The sequence below is a fragment of the Mycobacterium sp. UM_Kg1 genome (assembly GCF_000972925.1).
GTDB classification, from domain to species: Bacteria; Actinomycetota; Actinomycetes; order Mycobacteriales; family Mycobacteriaceae; genus Mycobacterium; species Mycobacterium hiberniae.
On sequence record NZ_JRMK01000035.1, the window covers coordinates 1 to 22,545 of the forward strand.

Below are 22,545 nucleotides of genomic sequence, written 5' to 3' on the forward strand. Positions count from 1 at the left end.
CCCATGAGCATGCTGATCCCGCCGGTAGTCGGCCTCAAACTGACCGGCGAACTGCAGCCGGGCACCACCGCCACCGCGCTGGTGGTGTTCTCGGCGGTGATCGCCGCGGCCGAATACCTCGGCCGCCAGGCCCGCCACGCCAAGGAACTGACCTGGCGGGACGCCGTGCTGGTGGGCTCGGCGCAGACCCTGGCGCTGGTGCCTGGGGTGTCGCGGTCCGGGGCCACCATCAGTGCCGGACTGTTCGCCGGCCTGGACCGGGAACTGGCCGCCCGGTTCGGGTTCCTGCTGGCGATTCCGGCGGTGTTCGCCTCGGGACTGTTCTCGCTGCCGGATGCGTTCCAACCCCAGGGTGCGGGCATGAGCGCCAGCGGTCCGCAGCTTCTGATAGCCACCCTGATCGCGTTCGCGGTGGGCTGGGCGGCCATCGCCTGGTTCCTGAGATTCCTGGTGACGCACAGCATGTATTGGTTCGTCGGATACCGGGTCGTCGTCGGCACGACGATCCTGATCCTGCTGGCCACCGGGGTGTTGGCGGCCTCGTCATGACCGTGATCCTGTTGCGGCACGGCCGGTCGACCTCGAACACCTCCGGGGTGCTCGCGGGGCGCTCCGAGGGCGTCGATCTCGACGACCTGGGCCGGGAGCAGGCGGCGCAGCTCGTCGGCCGGTTCGACGGCCTGCCGATCCAAGCGGTGGTGCGCTCGCCGCTGCTGCGGTGCCGCAGCACCGTCGAACCGCTGGCGGCTGCGCTCGGGCTCGAGCCGCTGGTCGACGACCGGCTCGCCGAGGTCGACTACGGAACCTGGACCGGGCGCAAGATCAGCGAGCTGGTGGCCGAGCCGCTGTGGCGGGTGGTTCAGGCCCAGCCCAGCGCGGCGATCTTCCCCGAGGGCGAAGGGCTGGCGCAGGTGCAGGCCCGGGCCGTCGCGGCGGTCCGCGACCACGACCGGCAGCTCGCCGAGCAGCACGGCGCCGACGTGCTGTGGGTGGCGTGCACCCACGGCGACGTCATCAAGGCCGTCATCGCCGATGCGCTCGGCGTGCATCTCGACGGTTTCCAGCGGATCACCGCCGACCCGGCGTCGGCGAGCGTCATCCGCTACACCCCGTTGCGCCCGTTCGTCATCCATCTCAACCACACGGGCGCGTCGTTGGCCGCCGCGGTTCGTAGTTCCCCGGCCCCGGCCGGCCACGAAAGCGACGCCGTCGTCGGCGGCTCCACCACTTAGTCCAAGCCGGATACCGGCAGGTGCCCCAACTGCCGGTATTTTGGAGGTGCCATGTCCCGAGCAATCCACGTCTTCCGCACCCCCGACCGCTTCGTGGCCGGGACCGTCGGCCAGCCCGGAAACCGCACCTTCTACCTGCAGGCGGTTCACGACGACCGGGTGGTCTCGGTGGTGCTGGAAAAGCAGCAGGTCGCGGTCCTCGCCGAGCGGATCGGTGCGCTGCTGCTGGAGGTCAACCGTCGATTCGGCACGCCGGTGCCGCCCGAGCCCACCGAGATCGACGACTTGAACCCGCTGGTGACGCCGGTGGATGCCGAGTTTCGGGTCGGCACCATGGGGCTGGGCTGGGATTCCGAGGCGCAGACGGTGGTGGTCGAACTGCTCGCCGTCAGCGACGCCGAGTTCGACGCCTCGGTGGTGCTCGACGACACCGACGAGGGGCCGGATGCGGTGCGGGTGTTCCTCACCCCGGAGTCCGCGCGCCAGTTCGCCACGCGCTCCAACCGGGTCATCTCGGCGGGCCGCCCGCCGTGTCCGCTGTGCGACGAGCCGCTGGACCCGGCCGGCCATATGTGCGTGCGCACCAACGGCTATCGGCGGGGTGCTTTCGGGCCCGACGATGAGCCCGATGACTCCGAAATCTGACGACCGGGAGGCGTTGCACTCCGGGGAGCTGGAGATCCTGGGCCGGATCCGCTCGGCGAGCAACGCCACGTTCCTGTGTGAGGCGGCGCTGGGGGAGCACCGTGTGCACTGCGTCTACAAGCCGGTCGCCGGCGAACAGCCGCTCTGGGACTTCCCCGACGGCACCCTGGCCGGCCGGGAGCTGGCCGCGCACCTGATCTCGGCGGCGCTGGGCTGGGAACTGGTGCCCTACACGATCATTCGCGACGGCCCGGCCGGACCGGGCATGGTGCAGCGATGGGTTGATCAACCCGGAGACGCCGCCGAAGACGACGACGCGCCGCCGGCGCTGGTCGACGTCATACCGGCCGGCCCCGTCCCGGCCGGCTACCTGCCGGTGCTGCAGGCCTACGGTGCCGCCGGCGATCCGGTCACCCTGGTGCATGCCGACGACGCCCGCCTGCGCCGACTTGCCATCTTCGACGTGGTGATCAACAACGCCGACCGCAAGGGCGGCCACGTCCTGTGCTGCACCGACGGCCGCGTCTACGGGGTCGACCACGGTGTGAGCCTGCACACCGACGACAAGCTGCGGACCGTGCTGTGGGGTTGGGCGGGCAAGGCCCTGGCCGACCTCGACGACGAGGCGCTGCCGGACCTGGCGCGGCTGCTGGTGGCGTTGGACGGTCCGCTGGGCTGCGCGCTGCAACCGCACCTGACCTCCGATGAGAATGCGGCGCTGCGCCGACGCGTCGCCGACCTGCTGGACCATCCGGTGATGCCCGGCCCGAACCGGCACCGCCCCATACCCTGGCCGGCGTTTTGACACCGCAGCCGCCGCCCGCGAGCCGTAGTCCGGAAATCCGGCGTGCCCGGCGTCGGGGATACTGCCAGACGTGACGCTGACCGACGCGGCGCTGGCCGCCGAACTGGCGGTCGAGGCCGGAAAGCTCTTGTTGGCGGTGCGCGACAAGGTCGGGTTCGCCCAGCCGTGGCACCTCGGCGACACCGGCGACGGCCGGGCCAACCAGCTGATCATCCGCAGGCTGCGCGACGCGCGTCCCACCGACGCGGTGCTCAGCGAGGAATCCCCGGACACCCTGGCCCGGCTGCGGGCCGACCGGGTCTGGATCATCGACCCGCTCGACGGCACCCGGGAGTTCACCACCCCGGGCCGAGACGACTGGGCGGTGCACATCGCGCTGTGGCAGCGCGGGGGAGTCGACGGCTACGGGGCCATCACCGACGCCGCGGTGTCGCTGCCGGCCTATGAAAACCGCAGCAACGTGGTCTTCCGCTCCGACACCGTCACCGGCCCGGCGGCGCGCACCGAACCGGCCCCAACCATTCGGATCGCCGTCAGCGCCTCCCGGATGCCCGGGCTGGTGCGGCTCCTGCGAGAGGTGCTGCCCGTCGAGCCGGTGCTGATGGGGTCGGCGGGCGCCAAGGCGATGGCCGTGGTGCGCGGCGACGTGGACGCCTATCTGCACGCCGGCGGGCAGTGGGAATGGGATTCGGCCGCCCCGGCCGGTGTGGTGCAGGCGGCGGGACTGCACGCCTCGCGCATCGACGGGTCGCCATTGCGCTACAACCGGCCCGACCCCTACCTGCCCGACCTGCTCATGTGCCGGCCCGACGTGGCGCCCATCCTGCTGGACGCCATCCGGCGCACGGTGCTCTAGGGGCCCACCTCGCCTCCGGCGAGCCTCGCTGAACCGCGGTGCTGATGCGGCGGTTCCAGCTTCACCTCGCCTCCGGCGAGCCTCGCTGAACCGCCGGGCCTTACAGTCGTGGGCATGCAATCGTGGTCCGCGCCGGCCGTTCCAGTCCTGCCCGGGCGCGGCCCGGCGCTGCGCCTCTACGACACCGCCGACCGGCAGGGGCGACCGGTGTCGCCGGGCCCGACGGCCGGCATGTACGTCTGCGGCATCACCCCCTACGACGCCACGCACCTGGGTCATGCCGCCACCTACCTGGTGTTCGACCTCATCCACCGGCTCTGGCTCGACGCCGGCCATCAGGTCGACTACGTGCAGAACGTCACCGACGTCGACGACCCGCTGCTCGAGCGGGCCGAACGCGACGGGGTGCCGTGGGAGGCGCTGGCCGCCAGCCAGGTGGAGTTGTTCCGCACCGACATGACCGCTTTGCGGGTACTGCCGCCCCGCGACTACGTGGCGGCCACCGAGGCCATCGCCGAGGTGGTCGAGGCCGTCGAGAAGATGCTGGCCGCCGGCACGGCCTACGCCGTCGACGGCGAGTATCCCGACATCTACTTCCGCGCCGATGCCACCGAGCAGTTCGGCTACGAATCCGGGTTCGACCGCGCCACCATGCTGGAACTGTTCGCCGAGCGCGGCGGCGACCCGGACCGGGCCGGCAAGGCCGACCCGCTCGACGCGCTGCTGTGGCGGGCCGCACGGCCCGGCGAGCCCAGCTGGCCCGCGTCTTTCGGAGCCGGCCGGCCGGGCTGGCATGTGGAGTGCGCGGCGATCGCGCTCAGCCGCATCGGCTCCGGAATCGACATCCAGGGCGGCGGCTCCGACCTGGTCTTCCCGCACCACGAGTTCTCCGCCGCCCACGCCGAATCCCTCACCGGGGAACGCCGTTTCGCCCGGCACTACGTGCACGCCGGGATGATCGGCTGGGAGGGGCACAAGATGTCCAAGAGCCGCGGCAACCTGGTGCTGGTGTCCACGTTGCGGGCCCAGGGCGTCGAGCCCGCCGCAATCCGGCTGGGACTGCTGGCCGAGCACTACCGCAGCGACCGGTTCTGGGACGAGCAGACCCTGGCCGCGGCGCAGGCCCGGTTGGAGCGCTGGCGGGCCGCCACCGGCCTGCCCGCCGGTCCGGACGGCCAGGACGTGGTGGCACGGGTCCGCCGCTACCTGGCCGACGACCTCAACACCGGCGCGGCACTGGCCGCGCTGGACGGCTGGACCACCGATGCGCTCGAGTACGGGGGGCACGACGCCGAGGCGCCGCGGCTGGTGGCGACCGCGGTCGACGCCCTACTGGGAGTATCCCTTTAGGCCCGCGACTTAGGCCCGCTACGGGAGTAGGTTGAGCGAATGCCTTCCATTCACTCTCAGGTCGTGTTCATCACCGGCGGCGCGCACGGTATCGGCGAGCAGCTGGCCCGCCGGCTGCACGCCAAGGGCGCCTCTGTGGTGGTCACCGACCTGGATAAGACCGCCCTGACCAAGCTGGCCGACGACCTCGGTGAGCGGGTGCTGACCGCGGTCGCCGACGTGCGGGATCTGAGCGCCATGGAGTCGGTGACCGAACAAGCCGTGCAGCGGTTCGGCGGCATCGACACCGTGGTCGCCAACGCCGGGATCGCCAGCTACGGATCCGTGCTGAATGTGGACCCCGAGACGTTCAAGCGGGTTATCGACGTCGACGTGCTGGGGGTGTTCAACACCGTGCGGGCCGCCCTGCCGTCGGTGATCGAGCGGCGCGGCTACGTACTGGTGGTGTCCTCGCTGGCGGCGTTCACTCCACTGGCCGGGATGGCCTCCTACGATGTGGCCAAAGCCGGGGTCGAGCACTTCGCCAGCGCGCTGCGCCAGGAGGTCGCCCCTCAGGGCGTGGAGGTCGGTTCGGCGCATATGTCCTGGATCGACACGCCCCTGGTGCGCGACACCAAGACCGATCTGGGGGCCTTCGGTGAGATGCTGACCAAGCTGCCGTGGCCGCTGAACAAGACCACCTCGGTCGAGAAGTGTGTCGACGCCTTCGTCGCCGGCATCGAGGGCCGTCGTCGCCGCGTCTACTGCCCGCGCTGGGTGGGGCTGTTCCGCTGGCTCAAGCCGGTGTTGACTCTGCGCGCGGTGGAAGGCCCGTTCATCAAGGGTGCCGCCACCATCGTGCCGCGGATGGACGCCGAAGTCGCCGCGCTGGGCCGCTCCACCAGTGCCTACAACGAGGCGATCGAGAAGGAGAAGTAGCCGCTCAGCGCCGCCGGCGCCGCAGATACTTCTCGAACTCGGCGGCCAGCGCGTCGCCGTCCACCTTGCTCAGCGCCTCGGTCATGTCGACCTCGGCGTCGCCGCGCTCTTCCAGCGCGATCACATAGTCGGCGATCTCGTCGTCCTCGCTGGCCATTTCGCTGACCGCCCGTTCCCACTCCTCGGCCTGGGCCGGCAGGTCGCCCAGCGGAACCTCCACGTCCAGGGCGTCCTCCACCCGGCGCAGTAGGGCGACGGTGGCTTTGGGGTTGGGCGGCTGGGACACGTAATGCGGCACCGCCGCCCAGAAGGTGACCGCGGGAATCCCGGCGGCCACGCAGGCGTCCTGGAACACCCCGGTGATGCCGGTCGGCCCCTCGTAGCGGGTCTCGGTCAGCCCGAACCGGGCGGCCGACTCGGCCGAATACGCCGCCCCGGACACCGGCACCGGGCGGGTGTGCGGAGTGTCGGCCAGCAACGCCCCCAGGATCACCACGGTGTCCACGTCGAGTTGGTCGATGATCCCGAGCAGCTCCGCGCAGAACGACCGCCAGCGCATGTTGGGCTCGACGCCGTGCATCAGCACGATGTCGCGGTCGCTGCCCGGGGGCCGGCAGTGCGAGATCCGCATCGAGGGCCACACCAGCTCGCGGGTGACGCCGTCGAGTTGGCGGATCACCGGTCGATTCACCTGGTAGTCGTAGTAGTCCTCGTCGTCGATCTCGACGATCAGCCGCGCGCCCCAGATCTCCTGGAGATGCTGGACGGCGTCGCTGGCGGCGTCGCCGGCGTCATTCCAGCCCTCGAACGCCGCCACCACGATGGTGTCGTGCAGTTCGGGAAGAACGGTGCCGTCGTCGCGTCGGGTCACGGAATCAGCCTACGACGTGCGCTTGGCACAACGCTTGTACTGCTACCGGCCGCGTCGGCGCGTTGGTCGGACCCTTTGTCCCCGCACCCGCGTGACCACGTAGACTTTCGGGCGTCGAGAGGCGTTGCAACGGTTCGCCGGTTATCTGCCGGCAGCCGCCACGCTCGGCAGAGTTAAGGACGCCTTCCGCCAAGGAAGGAGCCCGCGTGACTGCCTTTGAGCCCAACATCCGCCCGGACTGCACCGACGAGCTGAGCGCCACCCTGCGCCGGCGGATCATGGTGATCGACGGTGCGATGGGCACGGCGATTCAGCGGGACCGCCCGGACGAGGCGGGCTACCGCGGCGACCGGTTCACCGAGTGGCCGACCGCCCTGCAGGGCAACAACGACCTGCTCACGCTGACGCAGCCGCAGATCATCGAGGGCATCCACCGCGAGTACCTCGAGGCGGGCGCCGACATCCTGGAGACCAACACGTTCAACGCGAACGCGGTCTCGCTCGCCGACTACGACATGGTGGATCTGGCGTACGAACTGAACTACGCCGGCGCCGCGCTGGCCCGCAAGGCGGCCGACGAGTTCAGCACCCCGGACAAGCCCCGCTACGTGGCCGGTGCCATCGGGCCGACGACGCGGACCGCGTCCATCTCCCCGGACGTCAACGACCCCGGTGCCCGCAACGTGTCCTACGACCAACTGGTCGCCGCGTACCTCGAAGCCGCCAACGGCCTGGTCGACGGCGGCGCCGACATTCTCATCATCGAGACGATCTTCGATTCGCTGAACGCCAAGGCGGCGGTGTTCGCCGTCGAGACGCTGTTCGAGGACCGTGGACGCCGCTGGCCGGTCATCATCTCCGGCACCATCACCGATGCCTCCGGGCGCACGTTGTCCGGTCAGGTCACCGAGGCGTTCTGGAACTCGATCCGGCACGCCAAACCGATCGCGATCGGTCTCAACTGCGCCCTGGGCGCCCCCGAGATGCGGCCCTACATCGCCGAGCTGTCGCGGATCGCCGACACGTTCGTGTCCTGCTATCCGAATGCCGGGCTGCCCAACGCCTTCGGCGAGTACGACGAGTCCCCGGAGCGCCAAGCCGGCTACATCGCCGACTTCGCCGACGCCGGTCTGGTCAACATCGTGGGGGGCTGCTGCGGCACGGCGCCGCCGCACATCGCCGCCATCGCCGAGGTGGTCGAGGGCAAAGCGCCGCGCGAGGTGCCCACGATCGAGGTGGCCACCCGGTTGGCCGGCCTGGAACCGCTGAACATCACCGACGACTCCCTGTTCGTCAACATCGGTGAACGCACCAACATCACCGGTTCCGCCCGGTTCCGCAACCTGATCAAGGCCGGGGACTACGACACCGCGCTGTCGGTCGCGCTGCAGCAGGTCGAGGTCGGTGCGCAGGTCATCGACATCAATATGGACGAGGGCATGATCGACGGCGTCGCCGCGATGGACCGCTTCACCAAGCTGATCGCGGCCGAGCCGGACATCAGCCGCGTTCCGGTGATGATCGACTCCTCCAAGTGGGAGGTCATCGAGGCGGGCCTGAAGAACGTGCAGGGCAAGCCGATCGTCAACTCGATCTCCATGAAGGAGGGCGAGGAGAAGTTCATCCGCGAGGCGCGGCTGTGCCGCAAGTACGGCGCCGCCGTCGTCGTGATGGCCTTCGACGAGCAGGGCCAGGCCGACAACCTGGAGCGCCGCAAGGAGATCTGCGGGCGCGCCTACCGGGTCCTGACCGAGCAGGTCGGCTTCCCGGCCGAGGACATCATCTTCGACCCGAACTGCTTCGCGCTGGCGACCGGCATCGAGGAGCACGCGACCTACGGGATCGACTTCATCGAGGCCTGCGCCTGGATCAAGGAGAACCTGCCCGGCGTGCACATCTCCGGCGGCATCTCCAACGTCTCGTTCTCCTTCCGGGGCAACAACCCGGTCCGTGAGGCGATCCACGCGGTGTTCCTGTTCCACGCCATCAAGGCCGGCCTGGACATGGGCATCGTCAACGCCGGTGCGCTGGTGCCCTACGACTCGATCGACCCCGAACTGCGGGAGCGGATCGAGGATGTGGTGCTCAACCGTCGCGCCGATGCCGCCGAGCGGCTGCTGGAGATCGCCGAACGGTTCAACACCTCCGAGAAGGCCGAAGATCCCGCCGCCGCGGAGTGGCGCAGCCTTCCGGTCCGCGAGCGGATCACCCACGCCCTGGTCAAGGGCATCGACGCGCACGTCGACGACGACACCGAGGAGCTGCGGGCCGAGATCGCCGCCGCGGGCGGGCGACCGATCGAGGTGATCGAGGGTCCGCTGATGGACGGCATGAACGTCGTCGGCGACCTGTTCGGCGCGGGCAAGATGTTCCTGCCCCAGGTGGTCAAGTCGGCGCGGGTGATGAAGAAGGCCGTGGCCTACCTGCTGCCCTACATCGAGGCGGAGAAGCAGCCCGGAGAGGCGGACAACACCAACGGCACCATCGTGATGGCGACGGTGAAGGGCGACGTCCACGACATCGGCAAGAACATCGTCGGAGTTGTGTTGCAGTGCAACAACTACACCGTCGTCGACCTCGGTGTGATGGTGCCCGCCGAGAAGATCCTGGCGGCGGCGGCCGAACACGACGCCGACATCATCGGCCTGTCCGGCCTGATCACCCCGTCGCTGGACGAGATGGTCAACTTCGCCGTGGAGATGGAACGCGAAGGCCTGCAGATCCCGCTGCTGATCGGCGGGGCGACCACCTCGCGGGCCCACACCGCCGTCAAGATCTCGCCGCGCCGCAGCGGCCCGGTGGTCTGGGTCAAAGATGCCTCGCGTTCCGTTCCGGTCGCCGCCGCGCTGCTCGACGACAAGCAGCGGCCGGCGCTGCTGGAGGCCACCGAGGCCGACTACGCGTCCCTGCGGGAACGGCACGCCCAGAAGAACGAGCGGCCGATGGTGACGCTGGAGAAGGCCCGCGCCAACCGGACGCCCATCGAATGGGACGGCTACACGCCGCCGGTGCCGGCCCAGGGGCTGGGGGTGCGGGAGTTCCACAACTACGACCTCGCCGAACTGCGCCAGTACATCGACTGGCAGCCGTTCTTCAACGCCTGGGAGATGAAGGGCCGCTACCCCGACATCCTCAACAACCCGGTCTCCGGGGAGGCCGCCCGCAAGCTGTACGACGACGCGCAGGCGATGCTCGACACCCTGATCGCGGAGAACTGGCTGACGGCCAACGGCGTCATCGGGTTCTTCCCCGCTAACGCAGTGGGCTCGGGGGGCGAAGACATCGAGCTCTACACCGACGAGACCCGCACCCAGGTGCTGGCCACGCTGCACAACCTGCGCCAGCAGGGCGAGCACCGCCAGGGCGTCCCGAACCGGTCGCTGGGCGACTTCATCGCCCCCAAAGAAACGGGGCTGGCGGACTACATGGGCGCCTTCGCCGTCACCGCGGGCCTGGGCAGCGGCGAGAAGATCGCGGAGTTCAAAGCCGCCCTCGACGACTACAGCGCCATCCTGCTGGAGTCGATCGCCGACCGGCTGGCGGAGGCGTTCGCCGAGCGGATGCACCAGCGGGTTCGCACGGAGTTCTGGGGATTCGTGCCCGGCGAGCACCTGGACAACGAGGCGCTGATCGCCGAGAAGTACCAGGGCATCCGCCCCGCGCCCGGCTACCCGGCCTGCCCGGAGCACACCGAGAAGGCGACGCTGTGGAAGCTGATGGACGTGCAGGCGCGCACCGGCATCGAACTGACCGAGTCGATGGCGATGTGGCCCGGCGCCGCGGTCAGCGGCTGGTATTTCGCGCACCCGCAGTCGCAGTACTTCGTGGTGGGCCGGCTGGCCCAGGACCAGGTCGCCGACTACGCCAGGCGCAAAGGCTGGACCCTGACCGAGGCCGAGCGCTGGCTGGCGCCCAACCTCGGTTACAACCCGGAGGACTGAGCCCTACCGGGCCGGGGGACACGATTCTGCGATGACAGTGCTGCGCGCGGTGCTCTGCGACATGGACGGCACCCTTGTCGACTCCGAAAAGCTGTGGGATGTCGCCATGGAGGCGCTCTATGACCGCCTCGGCGGGGTCCTGACGCCGGACGTCCGGGCCGCGACGGTCGGTGGCTGCGCCCAGAACACCATGCGGATCGTCTACGACGACCTCGGCCTGCCGCCCGACCCGGCAGCCATGGCGGCGTCGGCGCGCTGGCTGCACGACTACACCGGAGAGCTGTTCGACGCGGGCCTGCCCTGGTGCGACGGCGCACAGGACCTGCTCGAGGCGCTGGCCGCCGCTGCGGTGCCGACGGCGCTGGTGACCAACACGCCGCGCATGCTGGCCGAGCGGGCGCTGGGCAGCATCGGCCGGCACTACTTCTCGGCCGTGGTCTGCGGCGACGAGGTGCCCGCGGGCAAGCCGGCGCCGGACCCCTACCTGCGTGCCGCGCAGCTGCTGGAGCTGGACCCGCGCTGGTGTCTGGCCGTGGAGGACTCGCCGACGGGGGCCGCCGCGGCCGAGGCGGCGGGTTGCCCGGTGCTGGTGGTGCCCAATGCGCTACCGGTGCCGGGCAGTGCCCGGCGCCACCAGGTGACGTCGCTGCGTGGGCTGCGACTGGCAGACCTGCACCGGATCTGCGTCCGGCTGGCCGACTCGCAACCGGCCCCCGCCGGAAACCCACGTGACCCCTCCTGAGGTCGCATGAAACAATCGCTGCTCGTGAAGACCTTCGAGGAGCTGTTCGCCGAGCTCGGCGAACGCGCCGCCACCCGCCCGGCCGGCAGCGCCACCGTGGCAGCCCTGGACGCCGGTGTACACACGATCGGCAAGAAGATCCTGGAGGAGGCCGGCGAGGTGTGGCTGGCCGCCGAGCACGAGTCCGACGACGCGCTGGCCGAGGAGATCAGCCAGCTGATGTATTGGACCCAGGTGCTGATGATCTCGCGTGGGCTGACGCTGGCCGACGTCTACGGGAAGCTGTGAGCATGTTGCGTGTCGCGGTCCCCAACAAGGGGGCGCTCAGTGAGGCTGCTGCGGCAATGCTGTCGGAGGCCGGCTACCGCAGCCGCACCGACGCCAAGGACCTGACCGTCATCGACCCGGCCAACAAGGTCGAGTTCTTCTTCCTGCGGCCCAAGGACATCGCGATCTACGTCGGGTCCGGCGAACTGGACTTCGGGATCACCGGACGCGACCTGGCGGCCGAATCCGGAGCGCCGGTGGCCGAGCGGTTGGCGCTGGGATTCGGATCCTCGCGATTCCGCTACGCCGCGCCCGCCGGGCGGGACTGGGTGCCCGAGGACCTGGCCGGCAAGCGCATCGCCACCGCCTACCCGAACCTGGTCCGCAAGGATCTGGCCGGCAAGGGCATCGAGGCCACCGTCATCCGGCTCGACGGCGCGGTGGAGATCTCGATCCAGCTGGGCGTGGCCGACGCAATCGCCGACGTGGTGGGTTCTGGGCGCACCCTGCGTCAGCACGGACTGGTGGCCTTCGGTGAGTCCCTGTGCGACTCCGAGGCGGTGTTGATCGAAGGTGCGACCGCCAACGGCCGCAGTGCCGAGACCGCCGCAGCCCGCGACCAGTTGGCCGCCCGCGTGCAGGGCGTGGTGTTCGGGCAGCAGTATCTGATGCTGGACTACGACTGTCCGCGTGCGGTGCTCGACCAGGCCACGGCGATCACCCCGGGCCTGGAGTCGCCCACCATCGCCCCGCTCGCCGACCCGGACTGGGCGGCGGTGCGCGCGCTGGTGCCGCGGCGCGGGGTCAACGCGATCATGGACGAGCTGGCCGCGATCGGAGCGAAAGCCATCCTGGCCTCGGATATCCGGTTCTGCCGATTTTGAGCAGTCCCGGTAACTGACGCGCCACCCGTGTTAGCGTCCGGTGGTCGGCTCGACTGGCCCGGGAGGCTGTGGTGACGCATTTCATCGTGCTGGTGCTCGCGCTGTTCATCGGTGCCGTCGCCGGGCTGCGGGCCTTCACCGCGCCGGCCGTCATGGCCTGGGCCGCCGTCCTGCACTGGATCAATCTGAACGGGACGTGGGCCGAATGGCTGACCCATCCGGTGACCGTCACCATCGTGACGCTGCTGGCGGTCGGTGAGCTCATCACCGACCAGCTGCCCAGCACGCCGGCACGCACCGTGCCCGTGCAGTTCGGCGCGCGACTGGTGCTCGGTGGGTTCGCCGGCGCGGTGCTCGGCACGGCCTGGAACTACACCTGGACGGCACTCGGTGCGGGCATCATCGGTGCGGTGATCGGCACCCTGGTCGGTTTCCGGGTCCGCCAGCGCCTGGTTGCCGCCAACGGCGGCCGTGATCTGCCGATCGCATTGGCGGAGGACGCCATTGCGGTGCTGGGCGGTTTCGCGATCGCCGCGTTGACCGCGGTGGTCTGAGCGGTCAGCGCCGCTGCACCGGCAACGCCTGCGCCGAGGTCCCGATGAATCCGTCGTAGTCGGCCGTGCTCACGCCGCGCTGTCCGCCGGCCAGCCGGGGTAGGGCGGTGGCGTTCCGCCGTAGGCCGGACACAGCGCACGGTGTGCGCACCAGTCGCACAGGCGGGACGGCTGTGGCCGGAAATCGCCGGTGGCACCGGCGGTTTGGATGGCACGCCAGATCGCGACCAAGGTCTTCTCGAACCGCAGCAGCTCGTCGTGATCGGGCGCGTAGTCCAGCAGTTGCCCGTCGGCCAGGTAGATCAGCCGTAGCCGTGCGGGCAGCACGCCGCGGGAGCGCAACAGCGTCACGGCATAGAACTTCATCTGAAACAGGGCCTTCGACTCGGCGCAGGGGAGCCGTTCTGCCGCCGCCGGAGCCCTACCGGTCTTGTAGTCGACCACCCGCAGTTCGCCGGTCGCCGCGACGTCGATGCGGTCGACGAACCCGCGCAGCAGGGTGCCGTCGGCCAGCTCGACCTCCACCCGCTGCTCGCAGCTCTGCGGGTCGAAGCGGCGGGGATCCTCCAGCCGGTAGTAGCCGGCGAGCAGCTTGCGTGCCTCGGCCATGAGCTGCTCGGCATCGAGGCCGGCGGCGCAGTCCGGCGCGGCGTCGAGCAGCTGTTCCCAGGCCGGCGCCACCAGGTCCTGGGCGGTCTCGGGGCCGCGCTGGGCCGCCGGCAGGGCATACAGGCGCTCCAGCGCGCCGTGCACCACCGAGCCGCGCAGCTGGGCGGCCGAGGATGGTTCCGGCAGCCGATCGATGGCCCGGAAGCGGTACAGCAGCGGACACTGCTTGAAGTCGGCCGCCCGGGACGGGGACAGTGCCGGCCTGCTCATACCCGGGAGACTACGGGCAGGCGCCGACAACCCGCCGCGAACACGCTGCGTAGGGTGGACGGCTGTGTCCGAATCCGGGATCTTTCAGGCGGGCGATCGGGCCCAGTTCACCGACGCCAAGGGGCGGCGCTACACCACCGTGCTGGTGCCCGGCGGCGACTTCCACACCCATCGCGGGGCCATTCCCCACGACGCGGTGATCGGGTTGCCCGACGGCAGCGTGGTCAAGTCCGCCAACGGCGACGCGTTCCTGGTGCTGCGGCCGCTGCTGGTCGACTACGTGATGTCGATGCCGCGCGGCGCCCAGGTCATCTACCCCAAGGATGCCGCGCAGATCATCCACGAGGGCGACATCTTCCCGGGCGCGCGGGTGCTCGAAGCCGGGGCGGGGGCGGGAGCCCTGACGCTGTCGCTGCTGCGCGCGGTCGGGCCGGCGGGCCGGGTGATCTCCTACGAGCTGCGCGACGACCATGCCGTGCATGCCCGCGCCAACGTCGAGACCTTCCTCGGGGGCCCGCCCGACAACTGGCAGCTGGTGATGGGCGACGTGGCCGACGCCGACCTGCCCGACGGTTCGATCGATCGGGTGGTACTGGACATGCTGGCGCCCTGGGAGGTCCTCGACACCGTGGCGCGGCTGCTGATCCCCGGCGGGGTGCTGGTGATCTACGTCGCCACCGTCACCCAGCTCTCCCAGGTGAACGAGGCGCTGCGCGAGCAGCAGTGCTGGACCGAGCCGCGGTCCTGGGAGACCATGCAGCGCGGCTGGAACGTGGTCGGTCTGGCGGTGCGCCCGCAGCACGCGATGCGCGGTCACACCGCGTTCCTGGTCTGCGCTCGCCGACTGGCACCGGGCACGGTCACCCCGACTCGGTTGGGGCGCAAGCGGGGACGACCGTAGCGTTCGGGGACCGTCAGTCGTCGCTGCGGCTCAGCCCGCGGCGCACCGAGAGCAGCTCGATCTCCGGGCGGGCCGCCACCAGCCGCTCGGCCGCGTCCAGGATCTGCACCAGGTGGCCGTGGTCGCCGGAGACCGCCGACACGCCGATTCCGCTGCGCCGGTATAGATCCGGCGATCCCGTCTCGGCCGCCGCCACGTCGAGCTTGCGGCGTAACTCCGCGACTATGGGGCGCACCACCGAGCGCTTCTGCTTGAGCGAACGCACGTCACCGAGCAACAGGTCGAATTCCAGCCAGCCGATCCACATCGTCAGGGCGGCGGCGGCGCCGGCGCGGTGCTGCCGGTGCGGGCGTTGCCGAACGCCAACAGGGATTTGGCGGTGGCCTGCGACAGCTGCCAGTCACCGTGGTTCGGGGTGAACTCCATGGGGAAGAAGAACCTGCCGGTGTCGGGGTGGGCCGTTTCGACGGTGACGTCGGCGGTCACGTGGCCCGGGGAGCGGTCTGACCAGCCGATGCCGTCGGCCTGCAGGCTCAACGGCAGATATCCGCCGTCCCTGAGCACGGTGGCGAACTTGTCGATGGTCTCGGCGTCGGCGGGTTTGGCGCCCTCGACGAGCGACAGCTTGTCGGTGCCGGGCACCTCGGGGTCCGCCAGCCGGTAGAGCACATCGGTCAAGGCCTCGGGGGCCGGCAGCACCGACTCGGCTGCCGGTGTGGGCACCGTCGTGGACGTCACCGGTGCAGGCTCGGCCCCGGGCTGCGGCCCCGGCTTCTGGCTGCAGCCCGCCAGCGCCAGCACCGCCGCGAGCGCGGCGGTGCTGGCGAGGCGGTACCGGTGCATCAGTCCTGCGATCAGCCCGACGTCAGCTGGGACAGCGACAGCAGCGACGCCCGGGACAGCTTCCAGCCGCCCTGGTCGACGAAGGTCAGATTGACCGTGTGCGGCTCCAGCTTCGGCGACGACGCGGTGACGTCGGCACTGGCCGCGCCCGGGCCCGCCGGTGCGACATTGGCCACACTGATCGACAGCGGCAGGGCGCCGTTCTGCGCGGCCTTCTTGAGCCGGCGGTCCAGAATCGCCGACTCCGGTCCGCCCAGGCCGCCCTCGACCAGATGCGACTTTCCGGCGGCGGGCAGGTTGGGGTCGGCCAGTGTGTTGAGCACCCCGGCCAGCTGCTCGGCTTCGGGCGCCGCGACCGCCGGGTCCAGCGGCAACGGGGCGAAGAACACCGTCGTCGGGGCCTGCGCGGCGACCGGTGCCGGTGTTGCCAGAGAGTTCACAGCCGCGGCCGCCGCGCCGATCGCTGCGATCGCCGCCAGACGTGTGGCTAGGGATTTCGTCGTCACTGGGATCCTTTCTCCGCCGTTCTTGATCACCCGATTTGAGAGCGAGGCTAGCAGCGCAGACGGAGTGTCGGATTGCCGCTGGCCCCGCGAATGCACAATGGCCGGTAGCGTTGAGGTACCCGTCGCTTCAACTTCCAGTTCGGGAAAGGAGCGCACCATGAGCAACATGGGAGAAGAGTCGCCGCGGCCGGAGGCCTTCGACGCGCCCGGGGGACCGGGCACAGCGGGCGACGACTTCGCCGAGTTGGAAGAGCTCCGCCGTGAGGCCGCGATGCTGCGCGCACAGGTCGAGAGCTCGCCGCGGGACACCGCCCGCGTGGGCCGCGACGTCCGTCAGCTCGAAGCGCACATCGACGCCCTGACCACGCGAAACAGCAAGCTGATGGACACCCTCAAGGAAGCGCGTCAGCAGCTGTTGGCGCTGCGCGAGGAGGTCGACCGGCTCGGCCAGCCGCCCAGCGGCTACGGCGTGCTGCTGGGCAGCCACGACGACGACACCGTCGACGTGTTCACCTCGGGCCGGCGGATGCGGCTGAACATCTCGCCCAACATCGACCTGACGACGTTGAAGAAGGGCCAGACGGTCCGGCTCAACGAAGCGCTGACCGTCGTCGAGGCCGGGAATTTCGAGTCAGTCGGCGAAATATCCACGCTGCGCGAAATCCTCTCCGACGGGCACCGCGCACTGGTTGTCGGCCACGCCGACGAGGAGCGCATCGTCTGGCTCGCCGAACCCCTGGTGGCCGCGGATCTTCCGGACAGCAACCCCGATGGGCTCTCCGATGATCGGCGCCCCCGCAAGCTGCGCCCCGGCGACTCGCTGCTGGTGGACACCAAAGCCGGCTACGCCTTCGAGCGCATTCCCAAGGCCGAGGTCGAAGATCTTGTGCTCGAAGAGGTTCCCGATGTCAGCTACGGCGACATCGGTGGGCTGACGCGCCAGATCGAGCAGATCCGCGACGCGGTGGAACTGCCGTTCCTGCACAAGGATCTCTACCGCGAGTACGCGCTGCGCCCGCCCAAAGGGGTGCTGCTCTACGGGCCGCCCGGCTGCGGTAAGACGCTGATCGCCAAGGCGGTGGCCAACTCGCTGGCCAAGAAGATGGCCGAGGTGCGCGGCGACGACGCCCACGAGGCGAAGTCGTACTTCCTCAACATCAAAGGCCCTGAGCTGCTGAACAAGTTCGTCGGCGAGACCGAACGCCACATCCGGCTGATCTTCCAGCGGGCCCGCGAGAAGGCCTCGGAGGGCACGCCGGTCATCGTGTTCTTCGACGAGATGGACTCGATCTTCCGCACCCGCGGCACCGGTGTCTCCTCGGACGTGGAGACCACCGTGGTGCCGCAGCTGCTCAGCGAGATCGACGGCGTGGAGGGGCTGGAGAACGTCATCGTGATCGGCGCCTCCAACCGTGAGGACATGATCGACCCGGCGATCCTGCGACCCGGCCGCCTCGACGTGAAGATCAAGATCGAGCGCCCGGATGCCGAAGCTGCGCAAGACATCTTCTCGAAGTACCTGGTCGAGACCCTGCCGGTGCACGCCGATGATCTCGCCGAGTTCGGCGGGGACCGCGGGGCCTGCATCAAGGCGATGATCGAGAAGGTCGTCGACCGGATGTACGCCGAGATCGACGACAACCGGTTCCTGGAGGTCACCTACGCCAACGGTGACAAAGAGGTCATGTACTTCAAGGACTTCAACTCCGGGGCCATGATCCAGAACGTCGTGGACCGGGCCAAGAAGAACGCCATCAAGTCGGTGCTGGAGACCGGTCAGCCCGGTCTGCGCATCCAGCACCTGCTGGACTCGATCGTCGATGAGTTCGCCGAGAACGAGGACCTGCCCAACACCACCAATCCCGATGACTGGGCGCGGATCTCGGGCAAGAAGGGGGAGCGGATCGTCTACATCCGCACCCTGGTCACCGGCAAGAGCTCCAGCGCCAGCCGGGCGATCGACACCGAGTCCAACCTGGGCCAGTACCTGTAGCCGCTACCCGCTGTGCAGCGAGTAGCTGTTGGTCAGGTCGTCCTGTAACACCCGGGCGGCTTGGGCTGTGGTGTCCACGCGCAGTGGGCTGGTCAACACGCGCGGCTGGTAGCTCCAGCCCGGTGGCAGGTTGAGCCGGCCGGCCAGACCGGCGAGGTCCTCTCGCGAGAGGGTGGGGTCGGCCACCTGGCTCCAGGTCTGCATCACCCAGCGGCGCCCGTCGGGGTCGATCAGCTCGTAGATCTGTTCGCCGGCATCGAAGACGAACACCGCATGCCGGTCCACCTCATTGACGGTGTAGGGCCCCGGATTCATCGACGACAGCGCCACCTCGGCCTGCCGGATCATGTCGATGCCGCCGAAGGTGGCGGTGACCTGCGGGCCCTGCGGCGCCTTTTCGATGGCGTTCATCAGCCAGTAGCGCGGGCCGTTGAGCAGCACCATGGCCGCACCGTGCTCGGCCGCGATGGCCTGCGGGTCCAGCGCGGACCACAGCTGGGCGGGGCAGTCGTTGAGCGGAAAGGTGTTGTAGACGGTGGCGCGCGGACCGGACTCACCGACCTCGACGAGCAGCACCTCGCCGTAACGTCTGCCGGACACGTCGGTGGTTATCCGGCGGGTCTGTTCGGCGGGCACCGAGTGAAATTAGCCACCGGTCCAAGCCGGCGTCAACACCTGTACCGGTCTCGTTCCTCAAGCACCCGCGCACCCCTTTAGGCTGAACCGTATGCAGCGGATCATCGGGACCGAGGTCGAGTACGGCATCGCTTCGCCGTCGGACCCGACAGCCAACCCGATTCTCACCTCCACTCAGGCGGTGCTGGCCTACGCGGCCGCCGCGGGAATCCCGCGTGCCAAGCGCACCCGCTGGGACTACGAGGTGGAATCGCCGCTGCGCGACGCCCGTGGCTTCGACCTGAGCCGCTCGAGCGGGCCGCCGCCGATCATCGACGCCGACGAGGTCGGCGCGGCCAACATGATCCTCACCAACGGCGCGCGGCTGTATGTCGACCACGCGCATCCCGAATACTCCGCGCCCGAGGTCACCGATCCGCTGGACGCGGTCATCTGGGACAAGGCCGGTGAGCGTGTCATGGAGGCCGCCGCCCGCTATGTGGCCAGCGTTCCGGGCGCGGCCAAGCTGCAGCTGTACAAGAACAACATCGACAACAAGGGCGCCTCCTACGGCACCCACGAGAACTACCTGATGAGCCGGCAGACGCCCTTCTCGGCGATCATCTCCGGCCTGACCCCCTTCCTGGTGTCGCGGCAGGTGGTCACCGGTTCCGGGCGCGTCGGGCTGGGTCCGGCCGGGGACGAGCCCGGCTTTCAGCTCTCCCAGCGCGCCGACTACATCGAGGTCGAGGTGGGCCTGGAGACCACGCTCAAGCGCGGCATCATCAACACCCGCGACGAACCGCACGCCGACGCCGACAAATACCGCCGGCTGCACGTCATCATCGGCGACGCCAACCTCGCCGAGACGTCGACCTACCTCAAGGTGGGCACCACGGCGCTGGTCCTGGACCTGATCGAGGAGGGCCCCGAGCACGGGATCGACCTCAGTGATCTGGTGTTGGCCCGGCCGGTGCGGGCGGTGCATGTGATCAGCCGGGACCCGACGCTGCGGGCGACCGTCGCGCTGGCGGACGGCCGTGAGATGACCGGCCTTGCGCTGCAACGGATCTACCTGGACCGAGTGGCCAAGCTGGTCGAGACTCGCGACCCGGATCCGCGCGCCACCGACATCATCGAGACCTGGGCCAGGGTGCTCGATCAGCTGGAGCGCGATCCGATGGAGTGTGCGGATCTGCTGGACTGGCCGGCGAAGCTGCGTCTGCTGGAGGGCTTCCGGCAACGCGAGAACCTGAGCTGGTCGGCGCCCCGGCTGCATTTGATCGACCTGCAGTACTCCGACGTGCGGCTGGACAAGGGCCTGTACAACCGCCTGGTCGCGCGGGGCTCGATGCGGCGCCTGATCACCGAGCAACAGGTGCTGGCGGCGGTCGACAACCCCCCGACTGACACCCGTGCCTATTTCCGGGGCGAGTGCCTGCGCCGGTTCGGGGCCGATATCGCCGCCGCGAGCTGGGACTCGGTGATCTTCGACCTGGGCGGGGATTCGCTGGTCCGGATCCCCACACTGGAGCCGCTGCGCGGCAGTAAGGCGCACGTCGGGGCACTGCTGGACTCGGTGGACAGCGCGGCCGAACTGGTCCAGCAACTCACCACCTAGACCCCGGCAACGTCGGCGCTGACCGGTAGGGTGGAGAAACTGGAAGCGGTGATGCGCGGCCGATGAGATTCAGGAGGCGGCAATGGCTCAGGAGCAGACCAAGCGCGGCGGCGGCGGCGGAGACGACGACGATCTCACCGGAAGCACTGCGGCGGGCCAGGAACGCCGGGAGAAGCTCACCGAGGACACCGATGACCTGCTGGATGAGATCGACGACGTGCTGGAGGAGAACGCCGAGGACTTCGTGCGCGCCTACGTCCAAAAGGGCGGCCAGTGACCTGGCTGTCGCGTGATCGTCTGCCCCTCAATTCAGCACTTCCCGCACTTTCGCTCACCGGTGTAGGGCTGTCCTCGTTCTCGGAGTTCCTGCGGCTGCAGGCGCCGGAGCTGCTGCCGACCGCCGCCGCCGTCCCCGGAGCGGCCGGTGAGCAGCTGCCGCACGGCACCACCATCGTGGCGCTGACGTATCCGGGCGGGGTCGTCATCGCCGGCGACCGGCGTTCCACGCAGGGCAACATGATCGCCGGCCGCGATGTGCAGAAGGTGTACGTCACCGACGAGTACACCGCCACCGGTATCGCCGGGACCGCGGCCATCGCCGTCGAGTTCGCCCGGCTCTACGCGGTCGAACTCGAGCACTACGAGAAGCTCGAGGGCGTGCCGCTGACGTTCGCCGGCAAGGTCAACCGGTTGTCGACCATGGTGCGCGGAAACCTCGGCGCCGCGCTGCAGGGCTTTGTGGCTCTGCCGCTGCTGGCCGGTTATGACATCGACGCCGAGGACCCGCAGACCGCCGGGCGCATCGTGTCGTTCGACGCTGCCGGCGGCTGGAACGTCGAGAGCGAGGGCTACCAGGCGGTGGGCTCGGGCTCGCTGTTCGCCAAGTCGTCCATCAAGAAGCTCTACAGCCAGATCACCGATTCGGACTCCGCGCTGCGGGTCGCCATCGAGGCGCTCTACGACGCCGCCGACGACGACTCGGCCACCGGCGGGCCGGACCTGGTGCGCGGCATCTACCCGACGGCGGTCGCCATCGACGCCCACGGCGCCGTCGAGGTCCCCGAGGAGCGGATCGCCGAACTGGCCCGTGCGGTGGTCGAGAACCGCACGCGCGGAACCGATCCGGCACCGGCGACCAAGCGGGGTAAGAAATGAGCTTCCCGTACTTCATCTCGCCCGAGCAGGCGATGCGCGAGCGCAGCGAGCTCGCGCGCAAAGGTATCGCCCGCGGCCGGAGCGTGGTGGCCCTGGCCTATGCCGACGGCGTGCTGTTCGTGGCCGAAAACCCTTCGCGCTCACTGCAGAAGATCAGCGAACTCTACGACAGGGTGGGTTTCGCGGCGGCGGGCCGGATCAACGAGTTCGAGAATCTGCGGCGCGGCGGCATCCAGTTCGCCGACACCCGCGGCTACGCCTACGACCGGCGCGATGTCACCGCCCGTCAGCTGGCCAACGTCTACGCGCAGACGCTGGGCACCATCTTCACCGAGCAGGCCAAGCCCTACGAGGTGGAGTTGTGCGTCGCCGGCGTCGCCTACCAGGGCCAGACGAAAGCGCCTGAGCTGTACCGCATCACCTACGACGGGTCGATCACCGACGAACCGCACTTCGTGGTGATGGGCGGCACCACCGAGCCGGTGGCCAACGCGCTCAAGGAGTCTTACGCGGAGAACGCGGAACTGGCGGATGCGCTGCACATTGCGGTCAACGCACTCAAACAGACCGACACCGGCAACGGTTCCGAGCCGCGCGAGCTGGGTCCGAGCACCCTGGAGGTGGCCATCCTGGATGCCAACCGGCCCAAGCGTGCGTTTCGGCGGATCACCCGCGCCGCGCTGGAATCGATGCTGCCGCAAGCCGAAGCCGGTTCCTAGCGCGAGCGCCTAACGCTCGATCCGGAAACGCTTGACGCGCGCTCCCGCGCCGGACGCCAGTTCCACCCGGCTGCGCGGGACCCCGAAATGCTCGGCCAGCACCCGGATGACGGCGGCGTTGGCCTTGCCGTCCACGGCGGGCTCGCGCACGTAGACGGTCAGCTGCCCGTCGTCGTCGGTCTCGACCAGGGGGCCTTTGCGGCTGCCCGGTTTGACCCTGACGACGACGGTTTCGGTCATCGCGCGGC

Annotated in this window: 25 protein-coding genes; 18 read left to right on the plus strand and 7 right to left on the minus strand. The window is 69.5% G+C overall.

Features of this window, described 5'->3' with window-relative positions:
• The 7 genes from LI92_RS07830 to LI92_RS07860 all read left to right on the plus strand — a co-directional run.
• Nucleotides 1-549, plus strand: a 549-nt coding sequence (locus LI92_RS07830; protein WP_286134930.1) for an undecaprenyl-diphosphate phosphatase, incomplete at its 5' end; no start/stop codon positions are given.
• Nucleotides 546-1,232, plus strand: a complete 687-nt coding sequence (locus LI92_RS07835; protein WP_046317776.1) for a histidine phosphatase family protein — start codon at nt 546-548, stop codon at nt 1,230-1,232. The genes LI92_RS07830 and LI92_RS07835, both read left to right, overlap by 4 nt.
• 51 nt (nt 1,233-1,283) lie before the next feature.
• The gene (locus LI92_RS07840) at nt 1,284-1,877 is read left to right on the plus strand and encodes a DUF3090 domain-containing protein (protein ID WP_046317778.1); all 594 of its coding nucleotides are present in this window, start codon (nt 1,284-1,286) and stop codon (nt 1,875-1,877) included.
• Nucleotides 1,861-2,682, plus strand: a complete 822-nt coding sequence (locus tag LI92_RS07845; RefSeq protein ID WP_046317780.1) for an SCO1664 family protein — start codon at nt 1,861-1,863, stop codon at nt 2,680-2,682. The genes LI92_RS07840 and LI92_RS07845 overlap by 17 nt, the downstream gene beginning before the upstream one ends.
• Nucleotides 2,683-2,752: 70 nt before the next feature.
• Nucleotides 2,753-3,538 (plus strand): 3'(2'),5'-bisphosphate nucleotidase CysQ, encoded by a 786-nt coding sequence (locus tag LI92_RS07850; protein WP_082109615.1) that lies wholly within the window; start codon nt 2,753-2,755, stop codon nt 3,536-3,538.
• A gap of 114 nt (nt 3,539-3,652) precedes the next feature.
• Nucleotides 3,653-4,888, plus strand: coding sequence for a cysteine--1-D-myo-inosityl 2-amino-2-deoxy-alpha-D-glucopyranoside ligase (gene mshC, locus LI92_RS07855; RefSeq protein WP_046317839.1), 1,236 nt, complete (start codon nt 3,653-3,655; stop codon nt 4,886-4,888).
• 39 nt (nt 4,889-4,927) lie between these two features.
• Nucleotides 4,928-5,806, plus strand: coding sequence for an SDR family oxidoreductase (locus LI92_RS07860; protein WP_046317786.1), 879 nt, complete (start codon nt 4,928-4,930; stop codon nt 5,804-5,806).
• A gap of 4 nt (nt 5,807-5,810) precedes the next feature.
• Here LI92_RS07860 and LI92_RS07865 read toward each other — a convergent pair whose 3' ends face one another.
• Nucleotides 5,811-6,677, minus strand: a complete 867-nt coding sequence (locus tag LI92_RS07865) for a PAC2 family protein (protein WP_046317788.1) — start codon at nt 6,675-6,677, stop codon at nt 5,811-5,813.
• Between the two features lie 206 nt (nt 6,678-6,883).
• Between LI92_RS07865 and metH the strand changes: the two genes are divergently transcribed.
• From metH to LI92_RS07890, 5 genes are all read left to right on the plus strand, one after another.
• The gene (gene metH, locus LI92_RS07870) at nt 6,884-10,618 is read left to right on the plus strand and encodes a methionine synthase (RefSeq protein ID WP_046317790.1); all 3,735 of its coding nucleotides are present in this window, start codon (nt 6,884-6,886) and stop codon (nt 10,616-10,618) included.
• 31 nt (nt 10,619-10,649) lie between these two features.
• A complete protein-coding gene (locus tag LI92_RS07875; RefSeq protein ID WP_502691413.1) occupies nt 10,650-11,360 on the plus strand; it encodes an HAD family hydrolase in 711 nt (236 codons plus the stop codon).
• 6 nt (nt 11,361-11,366) lie between these two features.
• Nucleotides 11,367-11,648, plus strand: coding sequence for a phosphoribosyl-ATP diphosphatase (locus LI92_RS07880; protein ID WP_046317792.1), 282 nt, complete (start codon nt 11,367-11,369; stop codon nt 11,646-11,648).
• Between the two features lie 2 nt (nt 11,649-11,650).
• On the plus strand, nt 11,651-12,511 hold the full coding sequence (gene hisG / locus LI92_RS07885; RefSeq protein WP_046317794.1) for an ATP phosphoribosyltransferase: 861 nt from the start codon (nt 11,651-11,653) through the stop codon (nt 12,509-12,511).
• Nucleotides 12,512-12,582: 71 nt separating this feature from the next.
• Nucleotides 12,583-13,065, plus strand: coding sequence for a DUF4126 family protein (locus tag LI92_RS07890; protein WP_046317843.1), 483 nt, complete (start codon nt 12,583-12,585; stop codon nt 13,063-13,065).
• A 69-nt stretch (nt 13,066-13,134) separates the two neighbouring features.
• On the opposite strand, the gene LI92_RS07895 is transcribed toward LI92_RS07890, so the two are convergent.
• Complete coding sequence (locus LI92_RS07895) at nt 13,135-13,944, minus strand: RecB family exonuclease (RefSeq protein ID WP_046317796.1); 810 nt, start codon at nt 13,942-13,944, stop codon at nt 13,135-13,137.
• Between the two features lie 64 nt (nt 13,945-14,008).
• Here LI92_RS07895 and LI92_RS07900 point away from each other — a divergent pair, with 64 nt between their 5' ends.
• Nucleotides 14,009-14,845, plus strand: a complete 837-nt coding sequence (locus LI92_RS07900; protein ID WP_046317797.1) for a tRNA (adenine-N1)-methyltransferase — start codon at nt 14,009-14,011, stop codon at nt 14,843-14,845.
• Between the two features lie 13 nt (nt 14,846-14,858).
• Here the strand turns inward: LI92_RS07900 and LI92_RS07905 are convergent, their stop codons facing one another.
• From LI92_RS07905 to LI92_RS07915, 3 genes are read right to left on the minus strand one after another with little or no spacing between them, the layout of a single operon-like run.
• Complete coding sequence (locus LI92_RS07905; protein ID WP_046317799.1) at nt 14,859-15,152, minus strand: DUF503 domain-containing protein; 294 nt, start codon at nt 15,150-15,152, stop codon at nt 14,859-14,861.
• A 2-nt stretch (nt 15,153-15,154) separates the two neighbouring features.
• The gene (gene lppK, locus LI92_RS07910) at nt 15,155-15,688 is read right to left on the minus strand and encodes a lipoprotein LppK (protein WP_046317801.1); all 534 of its coding nucleotides are present in this window, start codon (nt 15,686-15,688) and stop codon (nt 15,155-15,157) included.
• 11 nt (nt 15,689-15,699) lie between these two features.
• Nucleotides 15,700-16,194, minus strand: a complete 495-nt coding sequence (locus LI92_RS07915; protein ID WP_046317804.1) for an MTB12 family secreted protein — start codon at nt 16,192-16,194, stop codon at nt 15,700-15,702.
• A 166-nt stretch (nt 16,195-16,360) separates the two neighbouring features.
• On the opposite strand from LI92_RS07915, the gene arc reads away from it, so the two are divergent.
• On the plus strand, nt 16,361-18,187 hold the full coding sequence (gene arc / locus LI92_RS07920; RefSeq protein ID WP_046317845.1) for a proteasome ATPase: 1,827 nt from the start codon (nt 16,361-16,363) through the stop codon (nt 18,185-18,187).
• Between the two features lie 3 nt (nt 18,188-18,190).
• Here the strand turns inward: arc and LI92_RS07925 are convergent, their stop codons facing one another.
• Nucleotides 18,191-18,799, minus strand: coding sequence for a hypothetical protein (locus LI92_RS07925; RefSeq protein ID WP_502691415.1), 609 nt, complete (start codon nt 18,797-18,799; stop codon nt 18,191-18,193).
• 115 nt (nt 18,800-18,914) lie between these two features.
• On the opposite strand from LI92_RS07925, the gene dop reads away from it, so the two are divergent.
• From dop to prcA, 4 genes are all read left to right on the plus strand, one after another.
• The gene (gene dop / locus LI92_RS07930; RefSeq protein ID WP_046317808.1) at nt 18,915-20,423 is read left to right on the plus strand and encodes a depupylase/deamidase Dop; all 1,509 of its coding nucleotides are present in this window, start codon (nt 18,915-18,917) and stop codon (nt 20,421-20,423) included.
• Between the two features lie 82 nt (nt 20,424-20,505).
• Nucleotides 20,506-20,700: a ubiquitin-like protein Pup gene (locus tag LI92_RS07935; protein WP_024441366.1), complete on the plus strand. Its 195-nt coding sequence runs from the start codon at nt 20,506-20,508 to the stop codon at nt 20,698-20,700.
• The gene (prcB, locus tag LI92_RS07940) at nt 20,697-21,578 is read left to right on the plus strand and encodes a proteasome subunit beta (RefSeq protein ID WP_046317810.1); all 882 of its coding nucleotides are present in this window, start codon (nt 20,697-20,699) and stop codon (nt 21,576-21,578) included. Before LI92_RS07935 ends, prcB begins: the two co-directional genes overlap by 4 nt.
• The gene (gene prcA / locus LI92_RS07945; protein ID WP_046317812.1) at nt 21,575-22,297 is read left to right on the plus strand and encodes a proteasome subunit alpha; all 723 of its coding nucleotides are present in this window, start codon (nt 21,575-21,577) and stop codon (nt 22,295-22,297) included. Before prcB ends, prcA begins: the two co-directional genes overlap by 4 nt.
• Nucleotides 22,298-22,306: 9 nt before the next feature.
• Here prcA and LI92_RS07950 read toward each other — a convergent pair whose 3' ends face one another.
• On the minus strand, nt 22,307-22,537 hold the full coding sequence (locus LI92_RS07950) for a DUF167 domain-containing protein (RefSeq protein WP_046317814.1): 231 nt from the start codon (nt 22,535-22,537) through the stop codon (nt 22,307-22,309).
• Nucleotides 22,538-22,545 lie beyond the last annotated feature (8 nt).

Excerpts from the sequence above, each read along its gene's own strand:
- LI92_RS07860 (WP_046317786.1), top strand. The coding sequence starts at position 4,928 with ATGCCTTCCATTCACTCTCAGGTCGTGTTCATCACCGGCGGCGCGCAC.
- prcA (WP_046317812.1), top strand. The coding sequence starts at position 21,575 with ATGAGCTTCCCGTACTTCATCTCGCCCGAGCAGGCGATGCGCGAGCGC.
- LI92_RS07880 (WP_046317792.1), top strand. The coding sequence starts at position 11,367 with ATGAAACAATCGCTGCTCGTGAAGACCTTCGAGGAGCTGTTCGCCGAG.
- LI92_RS07845 (WP_046317780.1), top strand. The coding sequence starts at position 1,861 with ATGACTCCGAAATCTGACGACCGGGAGGCGTTGCACTCCGGGGAGCTG.
- dop (WP_046317808.1), top strand. The coding sequence starts at position 18,915 with ATGCAGCGGATCATCGGGACCGAGGTCGAGTACGGCATCGCTTCGCCG.
- hisG (WP_046317794.1), top strand. The coding sequence starts at position 11,651 with ATGTTGCGTGTCGCGGTCCCCAACAAGGGGGCGCTCAGTGAGGCTGCT.
- LI92_RS07935 (WP_024441366.1), top strand. The coding sequence starts at position 20,506 with ATGGCTCAGGAGCAGACCAAGCGCGGCGGCGGCGGCGGAGACGACGAC.
- arc (WP_046317845.1), top strand. The coding sequence starts at position 16,361 with ATGGGAGAAGAGTCGCCGCGGCCGGAGGCCTTCGACGCGCCCGGGGGA.
- LI92_RS07895 (WP_046317796.1), bottom strand. The coding sequence starts at position 13,944 with ATGAGCAGGCCGGCACTGTCCCCGTCCCGGGCGGCCGACTTCAAGCAG.
- mshC (WP_046317839.1), top strand. The coding sequence starts at position 3,653 with ATGCAATCGTGGTCCGCGCCGGCCGTTCCAGTCCTGCCCGGGCGCGGC.
- LI92_RS07875 (WP_502691413.1), top strand. The coding sequence starts at position 10,650 with ATGACAGTGCTGCGCGCGGTGCTCTGCGACATGGACGGCACCCTTGTC.
- LI92_RS07840 (WP_046317778.1), top strand. The coding sequence starts at position 1,284 with ATGTCCCGAGCAATCCACGTCTTCCGCACCCCCGACCGCTTCGTGGCC.
- lppK (WP_046317801.1), bottom strand. The coding sequence starts at position 15,688 with ATGCACCGGTACCGCCTCGCCAGCACCGCCGCGCTCGCGGCGGTGCTG.
- LI92_RS07835 (WP_046317776.1), top strand. The coding sequence starts at position 546 with ATGACCGTGATCCTGTTGCGGCACGGCCGGTCGACCTCGAACACCTCC.
- LI92_RS07905 (WP_046317799.1), bottom strand. The coding sequence starts at position 15,152 with ATGTGGATCGGCTGGCTGGAATTCGACCTGTTGCTCGGTGACGTGCGT.
- LI92_RS07950 (WP_046317814.1), bottom strand. The coding sequence starts at position 22,537 with ATGACCGAAACCGTCGTCGTCAGGGTCAAACCGGGCAGCCGCAAAGGC.